The 21,551-nt window shown below is 70.7% G+C and carries 18 protein-coding genes and 1 pseudogene; 15 read left to right on the top strand and 4 right to left on the bottom strand.

The window, feature by feature from the left end; translation table 11 throughout:
- Nucleotides 1–37: 37 nt before the first annotated feature.
- The 10 genes and pseudogenes from Raf01_RS27535 (at nucleotide 38) to Raf01_RS27490 (ending at nucleotide 11,747) form a co-directional block, all read left to right on the top strand.
- Entirely contained in the window at nucleotides 38–1,627 is a 1,590-nt protein-coding gene (locus tag Raf01_RS27535; protein WP_239133958.1) for an MFS transporter, read from the top strand.
- A gap of 21 nt (nucleotides 1,628–1,648) precedes the next feature.
- A complete protein-coding gene (locus tag Raf01_RS27530; protein WP_203920932.1) occupies nucleotides 1,649–2,284 on the top strand; it encodes a TetR/AcrR family transcriptional regulator in 636 nt (211 codons plus the stop codon).
- Nucleotides 2,285–2,498: 214 nt separating this feature from the next.
- On the top strand, nucleotides 2,499–3,017 hold the full coding sequence (gene ruvC, locus Raf01_RS27525) for a crossover junction endodeoxyribonuclease RuvC (RefSeq protein WP_203920940.1): 519 nt from the start codon (nucleotides 2,499–2,501) through the stop codon (nucleotides 3,015–3,017).
- Entirely contained in the window at nucleotides 3,014–3,622 is a 609-nt protein-coding gene (gene ruvA / locus Raf01_RS27520; protein WP_203920931.1) for a Holliday junction branch migration protein RuvA, read from the top strand. The genes ruvC and ruvA overlap by 4 nt, the downstream gene beginning before the upstream one ends.
- A 112-nt stretch (nucleotides 3,623–3,734) precedes the next feature.
- Nucleotides 3,735–4,784, top strand: coding sequence for a Holliday junction branch migration DNA helicase RuvB (gene ruvB / locus Raf01_RS27515; RefSeq protein WP_203920930.1), 1,050 nt, complete (start codon nucleotides 3,735–3,737; stop codon nucleotides 4,782–4,784).
- A 120-nt stretch (nucleotides 4,785–4,904) separates the two neighbouring features.
- A pseudogene (gene yajC / locus Raf01_RS27510) lies at nucleotides 4,905–5,261 on the top strand (preprotein translocase subunit YajC); the annotation flags it as partial.
- A 168-nt stretch (nucleotides 5,262–5,429) separates the two neighbouring features.
- Complete coding sequence (secD, locus tag Raf01_RS27505; RefSeq protein WP_203920928.1) at nucleotides 5,430–7,355, top strand: protein translocase subunit SecD; 1,926 nt, start codon at nucleotides 5,430–5,432, stop codon at nucleotides 7,353–7,355.
- Between the two features lies 1 nt (nucleotide 7,356).
- Entirely contained in the window at nucleotides 7,357–8,610 is a 1,254-nt protein-coding gene (secF, locus tag Raf01_RS27500) for a protein translocase subunit SecF (RefSeq protein ID WP_203920927.1), read from the top strand.
- Between the two features lie 22 nt (nucleotides 8,611–8,632).
- Entirely contained in the window at nucleotides 8,633–9,184 is a 552-nt protein-coding gene (locus Raf01_RS27495; RefSeq protein WP_239133957.1) for an adenine phosphoribosyltransferase, read from the top strand.
- Nucleotides 9,185–9,287: 103 nt separating this feature from the next.
- The gene (locus Raf01_RS27490) at nucleotides 9,288–11,747 is read left to right on the top strand and encodes a RelA/SpoT family protein (RefSeq protein WP_239133956.1); all 2,460 of its coding nucleotides are present in this window, start codon (nucleotides 9,288–9,290) and stop codon (nucleotides 11,745–11,747) included.
- 105 nt (nucleotides 11,748–11,852) lie between these two features.
- On the opposite strand, the gene Raf01_RS27485 is transcribed toward Raf01_RS27490, so the two are convergent.
- The gene (locus Raf01_RS27485; RefSeq protein ID WP_239133955.1) at nucleotides 11,853–12,782 is read right to left on the bottom strand and encodes a peptidylprolyl isomerase; all 930 of its coding nucleotides are present in this window, start codon (nucleotides 12,780–12,782) and stop codon (nucleotides 11,853–11,855) included.
- A 43-nt stretch (nucleotides 12,783–12,825) separates the two neighbouring features.
- The gene (locus Raf01_RS27480) at nucleotides 12,826–13,782 is read right to left on the bottom strand and encodes a peptidylprolyl isomerase (RefSeq protein ID WP_203920925.1); all 957 of its coding nucleotides are present in this window, start codon (nucleotides 13,780–13,782) and stop codon (nucleotides 12,826–12,828) included.
- Nucleotides 13,783–13,995: 213 nt separating this feature from the next.
- Here Raf01_RS27480 and Raf01_RS27475 point away from each other — a divergent pair, with 213 nt between their 5' ends.
- On the top strand, nucleotides 13,996–14,727 hold the full coding sequence (locus Raf01_RS27475; RefSeq protein WP_203920924.1) for an MBL fold metallo-hydrolase: 732 nt from the start codon (nucleotides 13,996–13,998) through the stop codon (nucleotides 14,725–14,727).
- 7 nt (nucleotides 14,728–14,734) lie between these two features.
- Nucleotides 14,735–16,054, top strand: a complete 1,320-nt coding sequence (gene hisS, locus Raf01_RS27470; RefSeq protein ID WP_203920923.1) for a histidine--tRNA ligase — start codon at nucleotides 14,735–14,737, stop codon at nucleotides 16,052–16,054.
- Nucleotides 16,055–16,179: 125 nt separating this feature from the next.
- On the opposite strand, the gene Raf01_RS27465 is transcribed toward hisS, so the two are convergent.
- Nucleotides 16,180–16,563 (bottom strand): hypothetical protein, encoded by a 384-nt coding sequence (locus tag Raf01_RS27465; protein ID WP_203920922.1) that lies wholly within the window; start codon nucleotides 16,561–16,563, stop codon nucleotides 16,180–16,182.
- A gap of 85 nt (nucleotides 16,564–16,648) precedes the next feature.
- Between Raf01_RS27465 and aspS the strand changes: the two genes are divergently transcribed.
- The 3 genes from aspS (at nucleotide 16,649) to Raf01_RS27450 (ending at nucleotide 20,508) form a co-directional block, all read left to right on the top strand.
- Entirely contained in the window at nucleotides 16,649–18,463 is a 1,815-nt protein-coding gene (gene aspS / locus Raf01_RS27460) for an aspartate--tRNA ligase (protein ID WP_203920921.1), read from the top strand.
- 110 nt (nucleotides 18,464–18,573) lie between these two features.
- Nucleotides 18,574–18,774, top strand: a complete 201-nt coding sequence (locus tag Raf01_RS27455) for a hypothetical protein (RefSeq protein ID WP_203920920.1) — start codon at nucleotides 18,574–18,576, stop codon at nucleotides 18,772–18,774.
- A gap of 57 nt (nucleotides 18,775–18,831) precedes the next feature.
- Nucleotides 18,832–20,508: an AAA family ATPase gene (locus Raf01_RS27450; RefSeq protein WP_203920919.1), complete on the top strand. Its 1,677-nt coding sequence runs from the start codon at nucleotides 18,832–18,834 to the stop codon at nucleotides 20,506–20,508.
- Between the two features lie 656 nt (nucleotides 20,509–21,164).
- Here Raf01_RS27450 and Raf01_RS27445 read toward each other — a convergent pair.
- The coding region (locus Raf01_RS27445) for a hypothetical protein (RefSeq protein ID WP_203920918.1) at nucleotides 21,165–21,551 on the bottom strand (387 nt) is incomplete at its 5' end.

Below are 21,551 nucleotides of genomic sequence, written 5' to 3'. Positions count from 1 at the left end.
ACGAAACCGTACCGTATCGATTTCGGGGGATCCGAACGTGGGCGCACCACCAACTACCAACACCGGCCACCCGCGCCGGTGGACCATCCTCGCCGTGCTCATCGTCAGCCTGGTCGTTGTCGTGCTCGACAACACCGTCCTCAACGTGGCGCTCCGGGTCATCTCCGATCCGCACCACGGGCTGGGTGCGTCGCAGAGCGACCTCGAATGGGCGATCAACTCCTACACTCTGGTCTTCGCCGGCCTGCTGTTCACCTGGGGCGTACTCGGTGACCGGTTCGGCCGCCGCAAGATCCTCCTGCTCGGCATGGTGCTGTTCGGGCTGTCCTCGCTCGCCTCGGCGTACGCGCAGTCGCCCGGCCAGCTGATCATCGCCCGTTCTCTGATGGGTATCGGTGGCGCTGCCATCCTGCCCGCCACCCTGTCGATCATCTCCAACGTGTTCGACCCCCGGGAGCGTGCCCGTGCGATCGGCATCTGGGCCGGTTCCGTCGGGTTGGGCGTCGCGATCGGCCCCGTGCTCGGCGGTGTCCTGCTGGAGCACTTCTGGTGGGGCTCGGTCTTCCTGATCAACGTGCCGATCCTGGTGTTCGGCATCATCGCGGTGACCATGCTGGTACCGGAGTCCCGCAACCCCCAGCCGGGACGTATCGATGTCGCCGGTGTGCTGCTGTCCATCGTCGGCCTGGTGCTGCTGGTGTACGGCATCATCAACGGCGGCGACCACGGCTTCCAGCACCCGCAGGCGTGGGGCACGCTGCTCGGCGCGGCCGCGGTCCTGGTCGCGTTCGTCCTGGTCGAGCGCAGGCTGACGTTCCCGTCGTTGGACGTGAAGCTGTTCTCCAACCCGCGCTTCTCCGGCGCCGTCGCCTCGGTCGGCCTGGTGTTCTTCGCCGGCATGGGCACACTGTTCTTCATCGCGTTCTACCTGCAGTTGGTCCGTGGCTACAGCCCGCTGGAGACCGGCGTGCTGATGACCCCGTTCGCGGCGGCACAGCTGGTGTTCGCCCCGCGCAGCGCGGCGCTGGTCCGCCGGTACGGGCCGAAGGCGGTCGGTGCGGGCGGCATGGCGCTGGTGACGGTGTCGCTCATCGGATTCGTGGGGGTCGGCCAGACCACCGCGATCTGGCTGGTCGGCGTGCTGTTCTTCCTGGAGGGCGCGGGCATGGCCCTGGTCATGCCGCCGGCGACCGAGTCGATCATGTCGACTCTGCCGCGGGAGAAGGCGGGCGTCGGCTCGGCGGTGGGCAACACCATCCGCCAGGTCGGTGGCGCGCTCGGCGTCGCGATCCTCGGCTCGATCCTCTCCGCGGTCTACCGCGGCCGGATGGACGGGCACCTCGCCGGGCTGCCGGCCGGGGTGAGGGAGACCGCTCGCGAGTCCGTCTCGGGTACCTACGCCGTCGCCGGACAGCTCGGTCCGCAGGGCCGGTCGCTGATCTCCGCGGGCAACGACGCGTTCATCGCGGCGATGCACTGGGCCGCGGCCGGATCGGTGCTGGTCGGACTCCTCGGGATCGTGGTCGTGCTCGGCTGGGTGCCGCGCCGCGCCGCGACCGTGCACGCGCCGGAGCCGGACGCGGCCGAGTCGCTCGCCGAAGAGCAGCTCGAATTGGCCGAAGCGTAACTCAGCGGTAACAATGTCATGATGACCACCGCGACTCCAGCTGCGTCGGCCGACCAGGACCGGAAGAGTCCTGGCCGGCCGCGCAGCGCGCGTGTCGAAGAGGCGATCATCGAATCGATCCTCGACATGCTGGCCGAGGGCACCCCGTTCGACGGGCTGTCCGTTGAGGCCGTGGCCGCCCGTGCCGGCGTCGGCAAGGCGACCATCTACCGGCGCTGGCCGAACAAGGAAGCGCTGCTGTACGACGCCGTGGCCCGGGTCAAGGGCGAGCCCGCACAGACCACCGGCACCTCGGTCCGCGAGGACATCCTGGCCCTGCTGGTGCCCGTCGGCCGCCCGGAGACCACCCGGGCCGGCCAGATCATGCCGTGCCTGTACGTGGAGATGCAGCGCAGCCCCGAACTGCGCGAGGTGTACCGGCGCATCACCGAGCCGCGCCGGGAGTCGATGCGGGCCGTGCTGAACCGCGGCATCGCCGAGGGCACGCTGAGGCCGGGCCTGGACATCGACACCATCCTCGCGATGCTGTTCGGGCCGCTGATCGCGCGGAGCCTGGTCAACTGGGACCCGGCGATCAGCCGCGAGGACGCGGCGCGGCGGCTGGTCGACGCGATCTGGCCGGCGATCGCCGTGGATCCGCACGCGGAATCCGCGTGATGAGCGCTTCTCACTGAGTGCCCGACCCGTCCGGGGTGTCGCCTGGTGCGGCGCCCCGGCCCGCCGATAAGGTCCGTAGAACATACGTACGGCGCGACTCGTCTGGGTCGTCGCACGGCGTCAGACGCGCCGAGCCAGACCGATGGACGACTGGTCCGGGTCGTGGCGCGGCGTCAGACGGGCCGAGCCGGACTGGTCGATAAGGGAGGGCAGCGTGCGGGTGCTGGGCGTGGACCCCGGGTTGACCCGCTGCGGGGTCGGTGTGGTCGAGGGCGTACCGGGCCGGACCTGCACCCTGGTGGCGTACTACGTGATCTACACGGATCCCCAGGACGAACTGTCCACCCGGCTGCTGCACCTGGACCGCAACCTCACCGACCTGGTCGCCGAGCACAGCCCGGAGAGCGTCGCCGTCGAGCGGGTGTTCAGCCAGCACAACGTGCGCACAGTCATGGGCACGGCCCAGGCCGGCGCGGTCGCGGTGCTCGCCGCCGCGCGGGCCGGGCTGCCCGTTCAGATGTATACGCCGAGCGAGGTGAAGGCCGCGGTGACCGGCTCCGGCCAGGCGGACAAGGCGCAGATGACGGCCATGGTGACCCGGTTGCTGCGGCTGTCCGAGCCACCCCGACCGGCCGACGCGGCCGATGCGCTGGCGCTGGCCATCTGCCACGTCTGGCGGGGCGGCACCCGCTCCAAGTTCGCCGCGGCCCAGGCAAAGGGGAGGATCAGATGATCGCCAGCGTGCGCGGCCGGGTCGCCGCGGTGTCGGCCGACCGGGCGGTGGTCGAGGTCGGCGGCGTCGGGCTGGCGGTGCACTGCACCCCCGGCACGCTCGCCGGGCTGCGGGTGGGCGAGCAGGCCCGGTTGGCCACCAGCCTGGTGGTCCGGGAGGACTCGCTGACCCTGTACGGGTTCGCCGACGACGACGAGAAGCACCTGTTCGAGCTGCTGCAGACCGCCAGCGGGGTAGGCCCCCGGCTGGCTCAGGCGGTGCTCGCGGTGCACGGTCCGGACACGGTACGCAAAGCGATCGCGAACGGCGACCTCACCACGCTGACCCGGGTGCCGGGCATCGGCAAGAAGGGCGCCGAGCGGCTGGTCCTGGAGCTGCGCGACAAGATCGGGCCGGTGGCGCTGACCGGCTCGGCGGACGCGAGTGGCTCGGTGAGCCCGACGGCCTGGCCGGAGCAGGTGCGCCAGGGCCTGATCGGACTGGGCTGGACGGCGAGCCAGGCCGACCAGGCGGTGGCCACCGTCGCGGAGTCGCTCGACGACGAGATACCGCCGGTCCAGGTCCTGCTCAGGCAGGCGATCCGGCTGCTGGGTAGGGCCCGGTGAGCGAGCGCGAGGTAGATGAGCGCGGCGGAGCCGCTCCTCCCGTGAGGATCAGGAACAAGCGTTGCAGCGCGGTCGAGCCTCATGCCGGACCGGCGGTCGGAGAGGATCCGGTATGAGCGAGGTCGTGTCGGCGCTGGCCGACCCGGAGGAGCGGGACGCCGAGGCCAGCGTGCGCCCCAAGCGGCTGGGCGAGTTCATCGGCCAGCACCGGGTCCGTGAACAGCTGGATCTGCTGCTGCGCAGCGCGGTACGCCGGGGCAGCGCACCCGATCACATCCTGCTGTCCGGCTCGCCGGGGCTGGGGAAGACCACCCTGGCCATGATCGTCGCCGCTGAGCTGGGCTCCGGCCTGCGGATCACCAGCGGCCCGGCGATCGAGCGCTCCGGGGACCTCGCCGCCGTACTGACCAGCCTCGCCGAGGGTGACGTGCTGTTCATCGACGAGATCCACCGGATCGCCAAGCCGGCCGAGGAACTGCTGTACAGCGCGATGGAGGACTTCCGGGTCGACGTGGTGGTCGGCAAGGGGCCGGGCGCCACCGCGATCCCGCTGGACGTCGAGCCGTTCACGCTGGTCGGCGCGACGACTCGGGCCGGGCTGCTGACCGGTCCGATGCGCGACCGGTTCGGCTTCGTCGCCCATCTCGACTTCTACGAGCCCGACGAGCTGGAGCAGGTGGTGACCCGTTCGTCGCGGATCCTGGGGGTACCGGTCGCCGAGGACGGGGCGGTCGAGATCGCCGGCCGGTCCCGGGGCACCCCGCGGATCGCCAACCGCCTGCTGCGCCGGGTCCGCGACTACGCGGAGGTCCGCGCGGACGGGATCGTCACCCGGGAGGTCGCCCGCGCCGCCCTGCGCGTGTACGACGTCGACGAGCTGGGCCTCGACCGGCTGGACCGGGCGGTGCTCACCGCCCTGGTGTCCAGCTTCGGCGGCGGCCCGGTGGGATTGTCCACGCTCGCGGTCGCGGTCGGGGAGCAACCGGACACGGTGGAGGAGGTCTGCGAACCGTTCCTGGTCCGGGCTGGATTGCTGGCCCGTACTCCGCGCGGTCGGGTGGCTACTGCGAGTGGGTGGCGTCACCTGGGCAAGACGCCACCAAATGGTATTTTTGGCAGCGGCGCCCCTCCGGCGCCCGACCTGTTCGGCCTGGAGTCATAATGGTCGGTCACGGCCCCGTAACCGGACCGTGATCTACGTCCTGCTTGGTGTCCCAGTGTGACCGACTAGACTCGCCCGCGGTCCGGACAGGACGCACACCCGGTCCGCCTGCATCAATCGATGCCGGTGGACCCCATCGGAAGGTCGATCGCGGTGCCACTCGCAGCATCGAGCTCAGGCGGCAGCAACTACCTGCCGTTTGTGTTCATCATTCTCCTCTTCGGCGCGTTGTACTTTCTGTTCATCCGCCCCCAGCAGCGGCGCAACCGCGAGGTCCAGGCCATGCAGTCGCGACTCGGTGTCGGCGACGAGGTGATGACCGGCAGCGGCGTGTACGGCACGGTCGCTGAGGTCGACGAGGAGGCGGGCACGGTCAGCCTCGAGGTCTCGCCCGAAGTGATCATCAAGTTCGCCCGCGGTGCCGTCGCCCGTACGGTGACTCCGGCGCCCCAGGAGGAGGCGGAGGCCGAGGCCGACGAGGAATACGAGTACGAGACCGACGAGGCCGACGAGACCCATGAGGCCGACGAGGTCGAAGAGACCCACGAGACCGACGACAAGGTGACCGAGCGCAAGGACTGATCCCACCCGGGATCCGCCCTCGCGTCCGACGCCTCCTCACAGACAGGGAAAGACGGGACAGCCGTGGCCGCACCCTCTGGACGCATCAAGGTGACGCGGTACTTCGCCGTACTCGCGGTCATCCTCGCCGGCCTCTATGCGCTGGTGTTCCTCACCGGCGACAAGAAGCCGCAGCCCAAGCTCGGCCTTGATCTCAGGGGCGGAACGAGCATGACGTTGAGCGCGATCACTGCCGACGGCAAGGCACCGAGCGCGCAAAACCTCAACACCGCCCGCCAGATCATCGAGAACCGGGTCAACGCCAGCGGTGTGGCCGAGCCCGAGGTGGTCACGGCCGGAAACCGGAACATCGTGGTCAACGTCGCCAACGACGACCCCAACGAGCTGCGTCAGCTGGTACAGCCGGCCAAGCTGGCGTTCCGCAAGGTGCTGGCGACCGGGCAGGACCAGCCGCCGGCCGGTGCTACGCCGGCCTCCCCTTCCCCCAGTGCCAGCGGATCCGCGGCGCCCAGCGCCAGCGGGTCGGCGGCGCCGTCGTCGAGTGCCTCGGCGAAGCCGAGCACCTCCCCGTCGGCCTCGGCGAGCGCGTCGGCCTCGGCCAGCGCCGCCCCGTCCGGCAGCGCGGCGCCATCGGCGACCCCGAGCACCAACCCCACCGCGGCCGCGCTGGCCGCGTCCCGCGCCAAGACCCTGGCCGAGGTGCAGAAGAAGCTCGGTCCGGCCTGGGAAGCCGGCCAGTCGGTGCTGTCCGGGATGGAGTCCGGCCAGATCCAACCGGGGCAGATCGATCCGACGACGCTCGCGTCGATCGCTCCGTTCGCGAAGTTGAGCGGCGACGAGGTCGACTCGCTGCCGGTCGAGATGCAGTACCTGCTGCCGACCGTCACCTGCGCCGGGCTCAACGCCCGGGCGCCGGGCGTACTGGACGACACCTCCCAGCAGGTGGTCTCCTGCGACCAGGGCGACAACGCGCACACCAAGTACTACCTGGATGTTGCCAAGGTCAGCGGTACCGACGTGAAGGGCGCCACCTCCGGGTTCGACACCAACAACGGTGGCTGGAACGTCACGGTGAGCTTCAAGGGCAAGGGCCAGAGCAAGTGGACCGCGCTCACCCAGGAAGCGATGAACGACGGTCAGCAGACCGACCCGAGCACCGGTCAGCCCGGTCAGAACTCCTCGGTGGCCATCGTGCTCGACGACTCGGTGGTGTCCGCGCCGCAGATCCAGAGCGTCATCGTGGGTGACGCGGTGATCAACGGCGGCAACATCAACGAGGACTCCGCGGCGACGCTGGCCAACCAGCTCAAGTACGGGTCGCTGCCGCTGAGCTTCCGGATCGAGAACACCCAGAACGTCAGCCCGACCCTGGGCACTCAGCAGATGCGCTACGGCATCCTGGCCGGCCTGATCGGCATCGCGCTGGTCGTGATCTACTGCCTGTTCTACTACCGCGGCCTCGGCCTGGTCGTGATCGCCAGCCTGCTGATCTCCGGGTTGGCCGTCTTCGGTTCCCTGGTGCTGCTCGGCCGGTCGCTCGGCTTCGCGCTGAGCCTCGCCGGGATCGCCGGCTTCATTGTGGCCATCGGTATCACCGCCGACTCGTTCGTGGTGTTCTTCGAACGACTGAAAGACGAGGTGAAGGACGGCCGGACCGTACGCAGTGCGGTACCCCGGGCGTGGATCCGGGCCCGGCGCACGATCCTGTCCGCCGACGCGGTGTCGTTCCTGGCCGCGGCGATCCTGTACTGGCTGGCCGCCGGTGAGGTGAAGGGATTCGCGTTCACCCTCGGCCTGTCGACGATCATCGACCTGCTGGTCGTGTTCCTGTTCACCCACCCACTGGTGTCCCTGTTGTCGCGCTCCAACGGATTCAGTTCGCCGAGGTTCTCCGGCCTGGGTAACGTCCGTTCGGACGCGGCGAACGAAGCGGCCGGCGGAGCGACCAGAGCGCCTCGGTTCGGCGCCGTGCGCACGAAGGAGTCCTGAGATGGCGGCACGTACCGAGTCGGCCAGCGGGTTGCGCCGGCTGTACCGCGGCGACACCCGGATCGACTTCGTCGGCCAGCGTAAGAAGTGGTATGTGGTGTCGGCGGTGATCATCCTGATCTGCCTCGCCAGCATCATCTTCCGCGGCTTCAACTGGGGCATCGACTTCAAGGGCGGCGACCAGTTCCAGATCCCGGTCAAGCCGGGCACCACGCTGTCCGAGGTGCGCTCGGCGGTCGAGGACACCGGGGTGACGGTCTCCAGTGCGCAGACCGCCGGCGCCGGCAGCGCGGCGAGCTACGTCGTCAAGACCCAGAAGCTGACCGACCCGCAGCGCAACCAGGCGGAGACCGCGCTGGCCAAGGCCGCTCAGGTGGCGCCGAACCAGATCAACAACACCGAGGTCAGCTCCTCCTGGGGCAGCGAGGTCACCAACAAGGCGATCATCGCGTTGATCGTGTTCCTCGGCGCGGTGAGCCTGTTCATGGGCTTCCGCTTCCGGGACGCCAAGGCGTCGGGTGCGGCGGTCCTGGCACTGTTCCACGACCTGATCCTGACCGCAGGCGTGTATTCGTTGATCCACTTCGAGGTGACCCCGGGTACGATCGTCGGCCTGCTGACCATCCTCGGTTATTCGCTGTACGACACCGTGGTCGTGTTCGACAAGGTGGACGAGAACACCAGGGGCATCCTCAGCACCTCCCGGCACACCTTCGGCGAGGCAGCCAACCTCGCGGTCAACCAGACCCTGATGCGGTCGATCAACACCTCGCTGATCGGTCTGCTGCCGGTCGCCGGCCTGCTGTTCATCGGTGCCGGCCTGCTGGGTGTGGGCACCCTGGAAGACCTGGCCCTGGTGCTGTTCGTCGGTATGCTCACCGGCGCCTACTCGTCGCTGTTCCTGGCTACCCCGTGGCTGGTCGACTTCAAGCTGTTCGACCTGCGCTACCGCAACCACACCAACCGGGTGCTGAACAAGCGGGCGGCGGACGTCCGGTCTGCGGCGAACAAGGCGGGAGTGGCGGCGCCGGCCGGCCGGACGAAGGGCGGCAAGGCGCAGGCCGAGATCAGTGACACCGACACCGTCACCGACGACGAGGACTCGTCGGTGCCGGAGGACGCGCTGGCCGGAGCCTCGCCGAGGACGGCGAGCAAGGCGGCCGCAGCCAAGCGCGCGGGCGCTACCCGGCCGGGTGCCAGCCGATCGGGTGCCAGCCGGTCCGGCCGCTCCGGCGGCGGCAAGCGCCGGCACTGAACGGATGGAAGCGGAGTCAGCATTGACGACGGATCGGGGCGACGGCGGTGACGCCGTCGCCCGGCTGGTCGCGGACCGGGTCCTCGACGTACCCGACTTCCCCCAGGCCGGCGTCGTGTTCAAGGACCTGTCGCCGCTGTTCGCCGACGGGGAGAGCTTCCGTGGCGTGATCGACGGGATCCTGGAGCACTACGGCCGGGGCAGCTTCGACGTGGTGGCCGGAATCGAGGCGCGAGGCTTCGTGATCGCGGCGGCGCTGGCGTACGCGGCTGGGGTCGGCGTGGTCCCGGTGCGTAAGGCCGGCAAGCTGCCCCGGGAGGTGCTGTCCGCCTCGTACGAGTTGGAGTACGGCGAAGCCGTCCTCGAGGTGCACGCGGACGCGTTCGTCGCCAACCAACGCGTACTCGTCGTGGACGATGTCCTGGCCACCGGGGGTACAGCGGAGGCTACGCTGGGTTTGGTGGAGCGGGCCGGGGGCACCGTGGTCGGTTTCACGGTGCTGCTGGAGTTGGCCTTCCTGGGGGGCCGTAAGCGATTGGCCGGACGTCCGGTTCATGCCCTTCTGACGGTGTGACATGCGTCTGGCCGGGGAGAACCGCCGGGTGTACGCGGGTCTGATGACGGCCCGCGACGGGTAGCATTGCCTATCTCCATTCGGCGAGATGAGGGAGCGGCCAGTGTCGAGCGACGTGGCGTCTCCGGCCGAGGGCGCCGATGACGTGCGCACGCGGGAGGCTGCCGTCAATGGGCCCGACGCGGCGAACGACCGGTCCGGTGTGATCGTTCCATTTCCGAACGGCGGCGTCAGCACGGCGGTGCGCAATGGCGCGGTCCGTAGCGCGGGCGGTGAGGATTCCGGCGGGTTGCCGCTGGCCCTGTCCAGCGCCCCGACCGGGCGGCGGGTGCGTGCCCGGCTGGCCCGATTCAACGCGCCCTGGCAGACCCAGCAGATCAGCGAAGTGCTGGAGCCGCTGATCGCGGTGCACAAGGCCAGCCACCCGAAGGCGGACATCCGGCTGCTCCAGCGGGCATACGAGACAGCCGCCCAGTGGCACAGCGGGCAGTACCGCAAGTCCGGCGACCCGTACATCACGCATCCTCTGGCGGTCGCCACTCAGCTGGCCGATCTGGGCATGGACACCACCACTCTGGTCGCCGCGCTGCTGCACGACACCATCGAGGACACCGACTACACGCTCGAGTCGATGCGTGTCGATTTCGGTGGTGAGGTCGCGCTGCTCGTCGACGGCGTGACCAAGCTCGACAAGGTCAAGTTGGGCGACGCGGCCAAGGCGGAGACGATCCGCAAGATGGTCGTGGCCATGGCCAAGGACCCCCGGGTGCTGGTCATCAAGCTGGCCGACCGGCTGCACAACATGCGTACCCTGACCTTCCTGCCGAGGCCGAAGCAGGAGCAGAAGGCCAAGGAGACTCTGGAGATCCTCGCCCCGCTGGCCCACCGGCTCGGCATGAACACGATCAAGTGGGAGCTGGAGGATCTGGCCTTCGGGACGCTGTTCCCGAAGAAGTTCGAGGAGATCAACCGCCTGATCAACGAGCACGCGCCACAGCGTGACGCGTTGCTGCGGCAGGTCACCCAGAAGGTGACCAACGATCTGCGGTTCTCCAAGATCAAGGCTGAGGTGACCGGCCGGCCGAAGCACCTGTACTCGATCTACCAGAAGATGATCAGCCGCAGCCGGGAGTTCGCGGAGATCTACGACCTGGTCGGAGTGCGGATCCTGGTCGACACGGTGCGCGACTGCTACGCCGCGCTGGGTGTCATCCACGCGAACTGGCAGCCGGTACCGGGCCGGTTCAAGGACTACATCGCGATGCCGAAGTTCAACATGTACCAGTCGCTGCACACCACGGTGATCGGTCCGAACGGCAAGCCGGTGGAGATGCAGATCCGCACGACGGCGATGCACCGCACCGCCGAGTACGGCATCGCCGCGCACTGGCGGTACAAGGAAAACAAGGGCGCGACGATCGTCGGCCCGCCGGCGCACATCGACGAGATGACCTGGCTGCGTCAACTGCTGGACTGGCAGCGGGAGGCGAGCGACCCGAGCGAGTTCCTCGACGCGCTGCGCTTCGACCTGTCCAGCCAGGAGGTCTACGTCTTCACGCCCAAGGGCGACGTGGTGGCGCTGCCCACCGGCTCCACGCCGGTCGACTTCGCCTACGCCGTGCACACCGACGTCGGGCACAAGTGCATCGGCGCGCGGGTCAACGGCAAGCTGGTCCCGCTGGAGTCCGCGCTGTCCAACGGCGACGTGATCGAGATTTTCACGTCCAAGTCGGAGAGCGCCGGGCCGACCCAGGACTGGCTGGGCTTCGTCAAGAGCCCCCGGGCGCGCACCAAGATCCGGCAGTACTTCAACAAGGAGCGGCGCGAAGAGGCGATCGAGGCCGGCAAGGAGGCGATCACCAAGGCCATGCGCAAGCAGGGCCTGCCGCTGCAGCGCCTGCTGACCGCCGAGACGCTGATGACGATCGCCCGCGAGCTGCACCTGGCCGACGTGGCGTCGTTGTACGCGGCGGTGGGGGAGAGCCAGGTCTCCGCGCAGAGTGTGGTGTCCCGCCTGGTCGCCGCGTACGGCGGCGAGGAGGGCGCGGTCGAGGACATCGCGGAGACCGCGGTCGCGACCCGGCCGCCCCGGGCCCGGGGTGCCGCCTACGACCCGGGTGTCGTGGTGGTCGGCGTCTCCGACGTGTGGATCAAGCTGGCCCGGTGCTGCACGCCGGTACCGCCGGATGCGATCTACGGGTTCGTCACCCGTACCGGCGGGGTCAGCGTGCACCGCGACGACTGCATGAACTCCGGCGACCTGAAGAGCCAGCCGGAGCGCATCGTCGACGTGACCTGGAAGCCGACCAGCGCGTCCTCGTTCCTGGTCGCGATCCAGGTGGAGGCGCTGGACCGGCACAAGCTGCTCGCCGACGTGACCCGGGTGCTGTCCGAGGAGCGGGTGAACATCCTGTCCGCGACGGTCACCACCACCCGGGACCGGGTCGCGGTCAGCCGGTTCAGCTTCGAGATGGCCGACCCGAAGCACCTGGGGCACCTGCTCGGCGCGGTACGCAAGGTCGACGGCGTGTACGACGCCTACCGGGTCACGTCGGGCACCTGACCGGAGCGAGGCAGAAGAAAGGGCCCGGGGTTCCCCGAGGCAGAAGGAAAGGGCCCCGGGGTGACCCGGGGCCCTTTCCTGTGCTGTCCGCGCTCAGGACGCCGTCTACGGGGCCGCGCTGCCGGACGCCCCGCTGGTCACCGGAGCCGGGCTGGCCGATCCGCTCTCCGCCGGGCCGGCGGTGACGGTCTTGAAGGTCAGCTTCTGCTTCGGGTGGCCGCCGCCGGGGCCCTGGGAGCCATCGGCCTGGGGGCCTGCGAACGCCCCGTCGTCGCCGGCCGCCCCGACCTTGCTCGCGATGTCGAGCCCCTGGGTCACCTTGCCCCAGACCGTGTACTGGGCCGGCAGGTCGGTGTCGCCGAACACGATGAAGAACTGGCTGCCGTTGGTGCCCGGCTGTCCGGTGTTCGCCATGGCCACCGTCCCGGCCGGGTACGCCGGCCGCTGGTTGGTCGGCAGGTTCTCGTCGGCGAACTTGTAGGTCGGGCCGCCCTGACCGGTACCGGATGGGTCTCCGCACTGCAGCAGGTGCGTGTCGCCGGTGTTCAGCAGCCGGTGGCAGGACGAGCCGTCGAAGAACTTCTTGCTGGCCAGGTACGCGAAGCTGGCCGAGGTGCAGGGTGCGTGGGTGAGATCCATCTGGATCACGATCGAACCCAGGTTGGTGTTCAGCGTGAGGTTCTGGGTCCCGGAGCGCGGCTCACCGCTGGCCGGCGGCGTGCCGACATTCTTGAGGTTCGGGTTGGCCGGCGGGGCCGGGGAGGCGCTCGGGTCCGGGTCGGGGGTCCACGCGCAGGCGGCGGCGGCAGCGGTGGCCGAAGCCGAGGCTCCCGCGGTGGGAGACGGCTTCTTCTTGCCGCCGGTCACCGCGAGTACGACGACCACGCCGACGACGACCACCACCACGGCCAGCGACGCCGACAGGATCGCGTACCCGCGCCGCCGGCGCTGTGCCGCGGCGGTCTGCCGCTCGGCCATTTCCCGCTCGAGACGGGCCCGCGCGGCCGCGCGTTGACGATCTTTGAGCGACGTCACGGTCTGACAACCTTCCCGATCATGATCTTCTGGACTCGCGCGGTCAGGAGTTTCCGGCCGCGGACGCTGAGGTGGTGGGGCTCGCCGCAGCCGATCCGCTCACGCTCGGAGCCGTGCTCGGCTCCGCCGAGGCGGGCTTGGCGACGGTGAGGGTCTGAATCGTCACGTCGGTCTTCGGCTTGCCGTCGGTGGTCGCCTTGCCGTTCGCGTCCACCGCGCCGGCCGCGGCGATCTTGTCGACCACATCCATGCCGGAGGCGACCGTGCCGATGACCGTGTACTGCGGGTTGAGCGTGGTGTCCTTGTAGACGATGAAGAACTGGCTGCCGTTGGTGTCCGGCGCCGAGTTCCACAGCGCCACCGTGCCGCGCGGGTAGACCACCTGGGCCGCCGAGGCGCTGGCACTGGGGTCCGCGCTGGCACTCGCGTTGGCCGAGGCGCTCGCCGCGGCACTCGGGGACGCGCTGGGCGCGGGCTCGCTCGGCACGTACTCGTTGGCGAACGTGTACGCCGGCCCGCCGGTGCCGTCGCCCTTCGGGTCCCCGCAGGTCAGCGAGGACATGCTGCCGGTCACGAGCCGGCTGCACTTGGTGTTGTTGAAGAAGTTCTTGCCGGCCAGGTACGAGAAACTCGACGCGGCGCACGGGGACTGGTCGAGGTTGAGGCCGACCGTCACGGTGCCCTGGTTCGTGGTGATCGTCATGTTCTCGGTGCCGGAGCGCGGCTCGCCCTTGGTCGGCGGCATGCCCACGTTGGTCAGCGACTGGGTGTTGGGCGGGGTGTTCCACGCGCAGGAGTCGGCGGCCGGCTTCGGCTTCGGCTTGCTCTTGAAGACCCCACCGGCGAACAGCCCGATGACCACGGCGACCACCACCACCAGACCGACCGCCAATCCGGCCTGGAGCTGCCGGTTGCGGCGGGTCCGGGCATAGCGACGGGCCTGCTGGCGCTCAAGCTTGGCACGGGCGAGCTTGCGCTGGCGGGACTTACTGGAGGCCACGGAGTGCTCCCCCTCCGACGATCACGGTGGCGGTCTGTGTCGGCGACACTGGCGTGTGCCACACCACACGCCCGCCAGAGTGTACGGGCAAACATGCCCTTCCGGGTGGGGCAGGTTAACCAACTGTGACCGACATTTGAGGCATTGACCAGCTCCACTCGGCTTTGCCTGGTCGATTCCCGCCTCGGGCCGACCGCCCGATACGCTCAATGGATGTTCGTGGCCGTCATACCCGCGCAGGCATTCGGGACAAACTGCTACGTTGTCGCGCCCGCCGAGGATGAGCAGTGTGTGGTGATTGATCCCGGTATCGGGGTTATTGATCAGCTCGACGACGTACTCGCCGAGCACCGCCTGCACCCGGCGGCGGTCGTCCTGACCCACGGCCACCTCGATCACACCTTCTCGGTCGCCCCGGTCTGCGGCGCCCGGGGGATCACCGCGTACGTGCACCCGTCCGACCGCGAACTGCTCGCCGACCCGGCCAAGGGGCTGTCCATGGACATGGCCGCCCTGTTCGGCGGCCGGCTGACCTACGCCGAGCCCGAGGACGTCGCCCCGCTGGGCGACGGCGAGCCGCTGACGCTCGCCGGAGTGGAGCTGACCGTCGACCACGCGCCCGGCCATACCGGCGGGTCGGTGCTGCTGCGCACCCCGGACGCCGTCGCGTTCACCGGACCGGCCCTGGCGCCGGACGGGGAATCACTGCTGTGCTTCAGCGGCGACGTGCTGTTCGCGGGGTCCATTGGGCGCACCGACCTGCCGGGCGGCGACCACTCGGCGATGCTGGCGAGCCTGCGCGACAAGGTGCTGCCGCTGGCCGACGAGACGGTCGTACTGCCCGGCCACGGACCGTCGACCACCATCGGCCGCGAGCGGGCGAGCAACCCGTTCCTGCGCGATCTCGGGACTCAGACCGTCGCGGCCCCGAATCGAGGCTGGTAATCAGAGCATGACCCGACCCACATCGATCTCCGGTTTCCCGGAGTGGCAGCCGTCGCAGCGCATGGTCGAGCAGGACATCCTGGATCGGCTGCGCTCGACCTTCGAGCTGTACGGCTTCGCGCCGCTGGAGACCCGCGCGGTGGAGCCGCTGGATCAGTTGCTGCGCAAGGGCGAGACGTCCAAAGAGGTCTACGTGCTGCGGCGCCTGCAGGCGGAGGCCAGTTCCGAGGACGACGCCCTCGGGCTCCACTTCGACCTGACGGTCCCGTTCGCTCGGTTCGTGCTGGAGCACGCCGGGCGCCTGACCTTCCCGTTCCGCCGGTACCAGATCCAGAAGGTCTGGCGTGGCGAGCGCCCGCAGGAGGGGCGCTACCGCGAGTTCCTCCAGGCGGACATCGACATCGTCGACCGCGACACCCTGCCGTTCCACTACGAGGTGGAGATCCCGCTGGTGATCGGGGACGCGCTGGGCGCGCTGCCGATCCCACCGGTACGGATCCAGGTCAACAACCGCAAGCTGTGCGAGGGCTTCTACCGCGGCCTGGGCCTGGAGGACCCGGAGGCGGCGCTGCGGGCGGTCGACAAGCTCGACAAGATCGGCCCCGGTGGCGTGGCGGACCTGCTGATGACCACGGCCGGGGCGAGTCAGGCGCAGGCCAAGGCGTGCCTGGCGCTGGCAGAGATCTCCGCCCCGGACGCGTCGTTCGCCGACGCGGTCGCCGCGCTCGGGGTGAGCGACCCGCTGCTGGACGAGGGGCTGGCCGAGCTGGTCAGGGTCGTCGAGGCGGCGCGGGAGCACACGCCCGGCCTGCTCGTGGCCGACCTGCGGATCGCCCGGGGGCTGGACTACTACACCGGTACTGTCTACGAGACGCTCATGCTCGGGTACGAGAAGTACGGCTCGATCTGCTCCGGCGGGCGCTACGACAACCTGGCCACGGCCGGCGCCGACCGGTTCCCCGGGGTGGGCATCTCGATCGGCGTTTCCCGGATGCTCGGGCTGCTGTTCGGCGCGGGTGCGCTGGCCGCCTCCCGCCAGGTGCCGACGTGCGTCCTCGTCGCGGTGCCGAACGAGGACTCGCGGCCGGAGTGCGAACGGATCGCGGCCTCGCTTCGCGGGCGGGGGATCGCCACCGAGGTGGCGCCGAGCGCCCAGAAATACGGGAAGCAGATCCGCTTCGCGGAACGCCGGGGCATCCCGTACGTGTGGTTCCTGGACGCGGGGCAGGTGCGCGACATCCGCTCGGGCGAGCAGGTCGACGCGGACGCGACGAGCTGGACGCCACCGGCGGACGATCTCCGCCCGAGGATTCTTGGGGCCTCCTGACGGCTGCCGCGCCGGGCCCGCCCGCTCTCGGTCGGGCCCGGCCGGCGGATCGCGGCTGTGGGGTTGTGCCGGCGGATCGCGGCGGCGGGGTCGTGCCGGTGGATCGTGGCCTCCGGCGGGCCGGGTCAGGCGGAGCCGACCTCGGACTCCCGCCGGAACTGCATCGCCGACCAGTCGCCGTCGATCGAGATCTGCTCGTTGACCGGGCGCCAGCCGTCGATCGCGGTACGCAGCAGGTCCTGGTTGATGTCGGAGCGCCCGTCGGTCGGGTAGGAGATCCAGACCAGGCCGTCCTCCAGCACCGACGCGGCCGCCACCGGGCCGTGTTCGGCCAGTTCCCCGGGGGTGGTGGCGAAGGCGTGCACCACGTCGGCGGGCCGGTGACGGACCACGACCGCGCCCGGTGGCAGCCCGCCGACGAGCGCGCCATAGTCGCCCGGTGGATTGATCACGAGCACCGACTGGGCCTGCTTGATGCCGAGCTTCTCAGCCACTGAATTCCCCGTCATAAGGCTCAGGCTAAGGGGTGCCGCACCGGGCGCGCTGGCATGCCTGAGAGAATGCAACCGCAGTACTGACGCCTAAGGAGATCTCGTGATCCGCACCCATGACGCCGGCAGCCTGCGGGCTTCCGACGCCGGTACGACGGTGACCCTGGCCGGCTGGGTGGCCCGCCGGCGCGACCACGGCGGAGTGATATTCGTCGATCTGCGCGACGGGTCCGGCATCGTCCAGGTGGTGTTCCGCGAGGGTGATCCGGCCGAGCAGGCGCACGCCCTGCGCAACGAGTTCTGCATCAAGGTCACCGGCGAGATCGGCCGGCGTCCGGCCGGCAACGAAAATCCCGAGCTGCCCACCGGCGAGATCGAAGTCACCGCCGCCGAGCTGACCATCCTGTCCGAGGCCGCGGCGCTGCCGCTGCCGGTCGACGACCACGTCGACGCGGGCGACGACGTCCGGCTGCGCTACCGGTACCTGGACCTGCGCCGCTCCGGTCCGTCCCGGGCGCTGAAGCTGCGCAGCCGGGCCAACCAGATCGCCCGGCGGGTGCTCGACGAGCGCGACTTCTACGAGATCGAGACGCCGACGCTGACCCGCTCGACCCCGGAGGGGGCGCGCGACTTCCTGGTACCGGTGCGGTTGCAGCCCGGCACCTGGTATGCGCTGCCGCAGTCGCCGCAGCTGTTCAAGCAGCTGCTGATGGTCGCCGGGATGGAGCGCTACTACCAGATCGCGCGCTGCTACCGGGACGAGGACTTCCGCGCCGACCGCCAGCCGGAGTTCACCCAGCTGGACATCGAGATGTCGTTCGTGACCCAGGACGACGTGATCGAGCTCGGCGAGGCGATCGTCGGCGCGCTGTGGCGCGACCTGGCCGGGTACGAGATCTCCACGCCCATCCCGCGGATCACCTGGCACGAGGCGATGAGCCGGTACGGCTCGGACAAGCCCGACCTGCGCTACGGCGTCGAGCTGACCGACCTGACGGAGTACCTGCGGGGCACCGAGTTCCGGGTCTTCGCCGGGGCGATCGACGCCGGCGGGTACGTCGGCGCCGTGGTCATGCCCGGCGGTGCCGGACAGTCCCGCAAGGAGCTGGACGACTGGCAGGACTGGGCCAAGGCGCGCGGCGCCCGGGGCCTGGCCTACGTGGTGCTGGACGCGGAGACCGGGCAGGCACGCGGGCCGGTCGCGAAGAACCTGTCCGAGGCGCACCTGGCCGGGCTGGCCGACGCGGTCGGCGCGAAGCCCGGCGACGCCGTCTTCTTCGCCGCCGCGGCGAGGGCCCGCGACGCGCAGGAGCTGCTGGGCGCCGCCCGCATCGAGATCGCCTCCCGGGCCGGCCTGGTCGACCAGAGCGCCTGGGCGTTCTGCTGGGTCGTGGACGCGCCGATGTTCGAGCACGACGACGAGGGCGGCTGGACCGCGGTACACCACCCGTTCACGTCACCGAACGGGGAGTGGCTCGACCGGTTCGAGGAGGCGCCCGACCGGGCGCTGGCCTACGCGTACGACATCGTCTGCAACGGCAATGAGATCGGCGGCGGCTCGATCCGTATCCACCGCGCCGACGTGCAGCGCCGGGTGTTCAACACGCTGGGCATCAGCGAGCGGGACGCCAGCGACAAGTTCGGCTTCCTGCTGGAAGCGTTCAAGTACGGCCCGCCGCCGCACGGCGGCATCGCGCTGGGCTGGGACCGGCTGTGCATGCTGCTGGCCGGCGCGGACTCGATCCGCGAGGTGATCGCGTTCCCGAAGACGCGGGGTGGCTTCGACCCGCTGACCGGGGCTCCCACCCCGATCACCGCACAGCAGCGGACCGAGGCGGGCATCGACGCCAAGCCGAAGGCGACGGCCCCGCAGGCCGGTACGGCGGGCGTCGCGGTACCGGTCGAGCCGACTCCCTGACCTGCCGAAGGCTCTCCGTCGCCGGCCGTTTCGCGGCGTACGGCGACGGAGAGCGGCGACAGTGCGTGGCCGCACGCTCACCCGGGCTTAGCCGATCGGGCGGATGGGTAATGAAGGACACGTCCCTCGATGCCCGGGAGGAAAAGTTGCTAGCGACCGTCGCAGCGATCATCTTCGCCATCGCCTTCATCCTCGATCTGGCGAGCAAGAGCTACAACAGTTTCATCAATCCCAGCACGCTCACGGTGCTTGGCCTGCTCATATTCGCCCTGCACTTCGCCCCGGTCCGCACCATCGGCCGTCGGCGCTGATCTTCTGGCGCACCGGCCCGGGCCGCGATGTCGGCCCGGGCCGGTAGTCTTCCTCCAGTGGAGATGGAGGGTCTGTTCACGCTCGACCAGCCTGCACCGCCCGGTGTGCCGGCCGCGGGCGGGAGCGCCGGCTTTCCCGCGCCCGCGGCCGACTCGCCGCTGGCGGTGCGGATGCGGCCGGCGAGCCTCGACGAGCTGGTCGGCCAGGATCATCTGCTCGCGCCCGGGGCGCCACTGCGCCAGCTCGTCGCCGGTGGCTCGCCGATCTCGGTGATCCTGTGGGGGCCGCCGGGCAGCGGCAAGACCACCATCGCGCACCTGGTCGCCGGGGCCTCCGACCGGCGGTTCGTGGCGCTGTCCGCGCTGTCGGCCGGGGTGAAGGACGTCCGAGCGGTGATCGATGAGGCCCGCCGGACCCGCCGGTCGGGCGGTTCGCAGACCGTACTGTTCATCGACGAGGTGCACCGGTTCAGCAAGACGCAGCAGGATTCGCTGCTGGCCGCGGTCGAGGACCGGACCGTCACCCTGCTGGCCGCGACCACGGAGAATCCGTATTTTTCGGTCATCTCGCCGCTGCTGTCCCGGTGCGTACTGCTGACCCTCCAGCCGCTGGACGACGAGGCGGTACGGTCGCTGATCCGGCGGGCGACCCGTGACCCGCGCGGGTTGGACGGGACGGTCACCGTGGCGCCCGACGCCGAGGATCACCTGGTCCGGCTGTCCACCGGTGACGTCCGCAAGTCGCTGACCGCGCTGGAGGCGGCGGCCGCGTCCGCGGTGGCCCAGGGCGTCACCGAGATCGACCTCGCGACCGCGGAGAAGGCGGTCGACGTCGCGGCCGTGCGCTACGACCGCGACGGGGACGCGCACTACGACGTGATCAGCGCGTTCATCAAGAGCATGCGGGGTTCGGACGTGGACGCCTCGCTGCACTGGCTGGCCCGGATGCTGGTGGCAGGCGAGGATCCCCGGTTCATCGCGCGCCGACTGGTGATCTTCGCGAGCGAGGATGTCGGGATGGCCGACCCCGGAGCGCTGCAGACCGCCGCCGCGGCCGCGCAGGCCGTGGCGCTGATCGGGCTGCCGGAAGCTCAGTTGAACCTGGCTCAGGCGGTGGTGCACCTGGCGACCGCGCCGAAGTCGAACGCGGTCACCACGGCCCTGTCCGCGGCGATGGAAGACGTACGCGCCGGGCGGGCCGGCCCGGTACCGAGGCATCTGCGCGACGCGCACTATCCCGGCTCGCGCGGCCTGGGCCACGGGGTGGGATACCGGTACCCGCATGACGACCCGCGCGGCGTCGTGCCTCAGCAGTACGCTCCGGACGATGTGGTCGGGCGCGACTACTACCGGCCGACCCCGCACGGGGCCGAACGGGCGCTCGCCGAACGGCTGCCGAAGCTGCGACGCGCGGTTCGGGGCGGTGCCCCGGTCGACGCCGGGGCGCCGGTGGACCGAAGTCCGGCGACTGGTGGGCCGGCCGACGGTGGTCCGGCGGCTGGGGGGTCGACGGCTGGCGGTCCTGTCGCTGGCAGGCCGGTCGTCGATGGGCCGGTGCTTGACGGGCCGGTCATCGATGGGCCGGTCGTTGACGGGCCACCGGGCGGTGACGCGTCCGCTGGGGGCGGTTCACCCAGCGGCGGTTCACCGGCTGATGAGGTCGCAGCTGGTGACGTAGCGGCTGGTGACGGTGCGGCAGCAGGTGGCGGTATGGCGACGGAGGGGGAGCAGTGACCGGTCCGCAGGATCCGGAGCGGGGCAAGCGCCGTGGCAAGGGCCGCGGCGGCGACCGTGCGCCGGATCCCACCGAGGAGCTCGGCTGGATCGCGGATCTGCGTAGCGCCCGCGAGGCGGGCGGTGAACTGGGACCGGGCGCAGAGGCCGGTGGTGGCCAGGAGGCGCGCCGCCGGACCCGGCCCAAGCGGACGGAGCCGGGTGCGGCACCGTCGCAGGCAGGAACGCCGTCGCCTCGCCCCAGCCCGTCGCCCTCGCCCCGACCCACCCCGTCCGCGCGAGGGTCCTCGCAGTCCGCTCGCGGTGGTACGGGTGGTTCGGCGGCGGTCCCGGCGCGCGGTGGCGCGGGTGGTTCGGCGGCGGTTCCGCCGCCTGCTCGGGGTGGTACGGGTGGTTCGGCCGCGGTTCCGCCACCCGCGCGCGGTGGTACGGGTGGTTCGGTGGCGGTCCCGCCGCCTGCGCGCGGTGGTACGGGTTCCGCGGCGGTCCCGGCGCGCGGTGGCGCGGGTGGTTCGGCCGCGGTTCCGCCACCCGCGCGCGGTGGTACGGGTGGTTCCCCGGCGGTTCCCCCGCCCGCGCGGACCGACGCACCGGCGTCCGGCGCCGCTCGGCCGAGTGGCGCAGGCAGCCCGGGCAGCCCGGGCAGCCGTTTCGTGTCAATGCGTGGGATCCGGGGCCACACCGGCGCACAGCCGACGATCACCGGCCCGCAGCCGGTCGTGCCGGCACCGCCGGCAGGCCGTGCCCGGCGTCCCGGTGGGCCGACGGTACCGCCGCCGACGAATACGCCGCCCGAGGTGGGCGGCCCGGGCCGGATGGGCCCGGGGGCGGAGCCGGGCCTCGGCGACCGGGGCGCGACCGATCGAGGGCCCGGCCGTCGCGCCGCCGAAGAGCGCGGTCCCGGACGCCGGTCCGCGGACCGGCTCGCCGGAGATCGCCCACCCGTCGAGCGCGAGCCGGGCGGTCGGCGTGCGGCCGACGATGGCGTTCCGGGTGGTCGGCGTGCGGCGGAGGATGGCGTTCCGGGTGGTCGGCGTACGGCC

The organism is Rugosimonospora africana (genome assembly GCF_016862975.1).
Taxonomy (GTDB): domain Bacteria; phylum Actinomycetota; class Actinomycetes; order Mycobacteriales; family Micromonosporaceae; genus Rugosimonospora; species Rugosimonospora africana.
Note: the sequence above shows the minus strand (reverse complement) of the source record. Positions and strands in the feature narration are given on the sequence as shown.

What these genes read in the sequence shown, in the direction of transcription:
- Raf01_RS27530 (WP_203920932.1), top strand. Translation starts at nt 1,649, where the DNA reads ATGACCACCGCGACTCCAGCTGCGTCGGCCGACCAGGACCGGAAGAGT.
- hisS (WP_203920923.1), top strand. Translation starts at nt 14,735, where the DNA reads ATGACCCGACCCACATCGATCTCCGGTTTCCCGGAGTGGCAGCCGTCG.
- ruvB (WP_203920930.1), top strand. Translation starts at nt 3,735, where the DNA reads ATGAGCGAGGTCGTGTCGGCGCTGGCCGACCCGGAGGAGCGGGACGCC.
- Raf01_RS27475 (WP_203920924.1), top strand. Translation starts at nt 13,996, where the DNA reads ATGTTCGTGGCCGTCATACCCGCGCAGGCATTCGGGACAAACTGCTAC.
- Raf01_RS27455 (WP_203920920.1), top strand. Translation starts at nt 18,574, where the DNA reads ATGAAGGACACGTCCCTCGATGCCCGGGAGGAAAAGTTGCTAGCGACC.
- Raf01_RS27465 (WP_203920922.1), bottom strand. Translation starts at nt 16,563, where the DNA reads ATGACGGGGAATTCAGTGGCTGAGAAGCTCGGCATCAAGCAGGCCCAG.
- secF (WP_203920927.1), top strand. Translation starts at nt 7,357, where the DNA reads ATGGCGGCACGTACCGAGTCGGCCAGCGGGTTGCGCCGGCTGTACCGC.
- ruvA (WP_203920931.1), top strand. Translation starts at nt 3,014, where the DNA reads ATGATCGCCAGCGTGCGCGGCCGGGTCGCCGCGGTGTCGGCCGACCGG.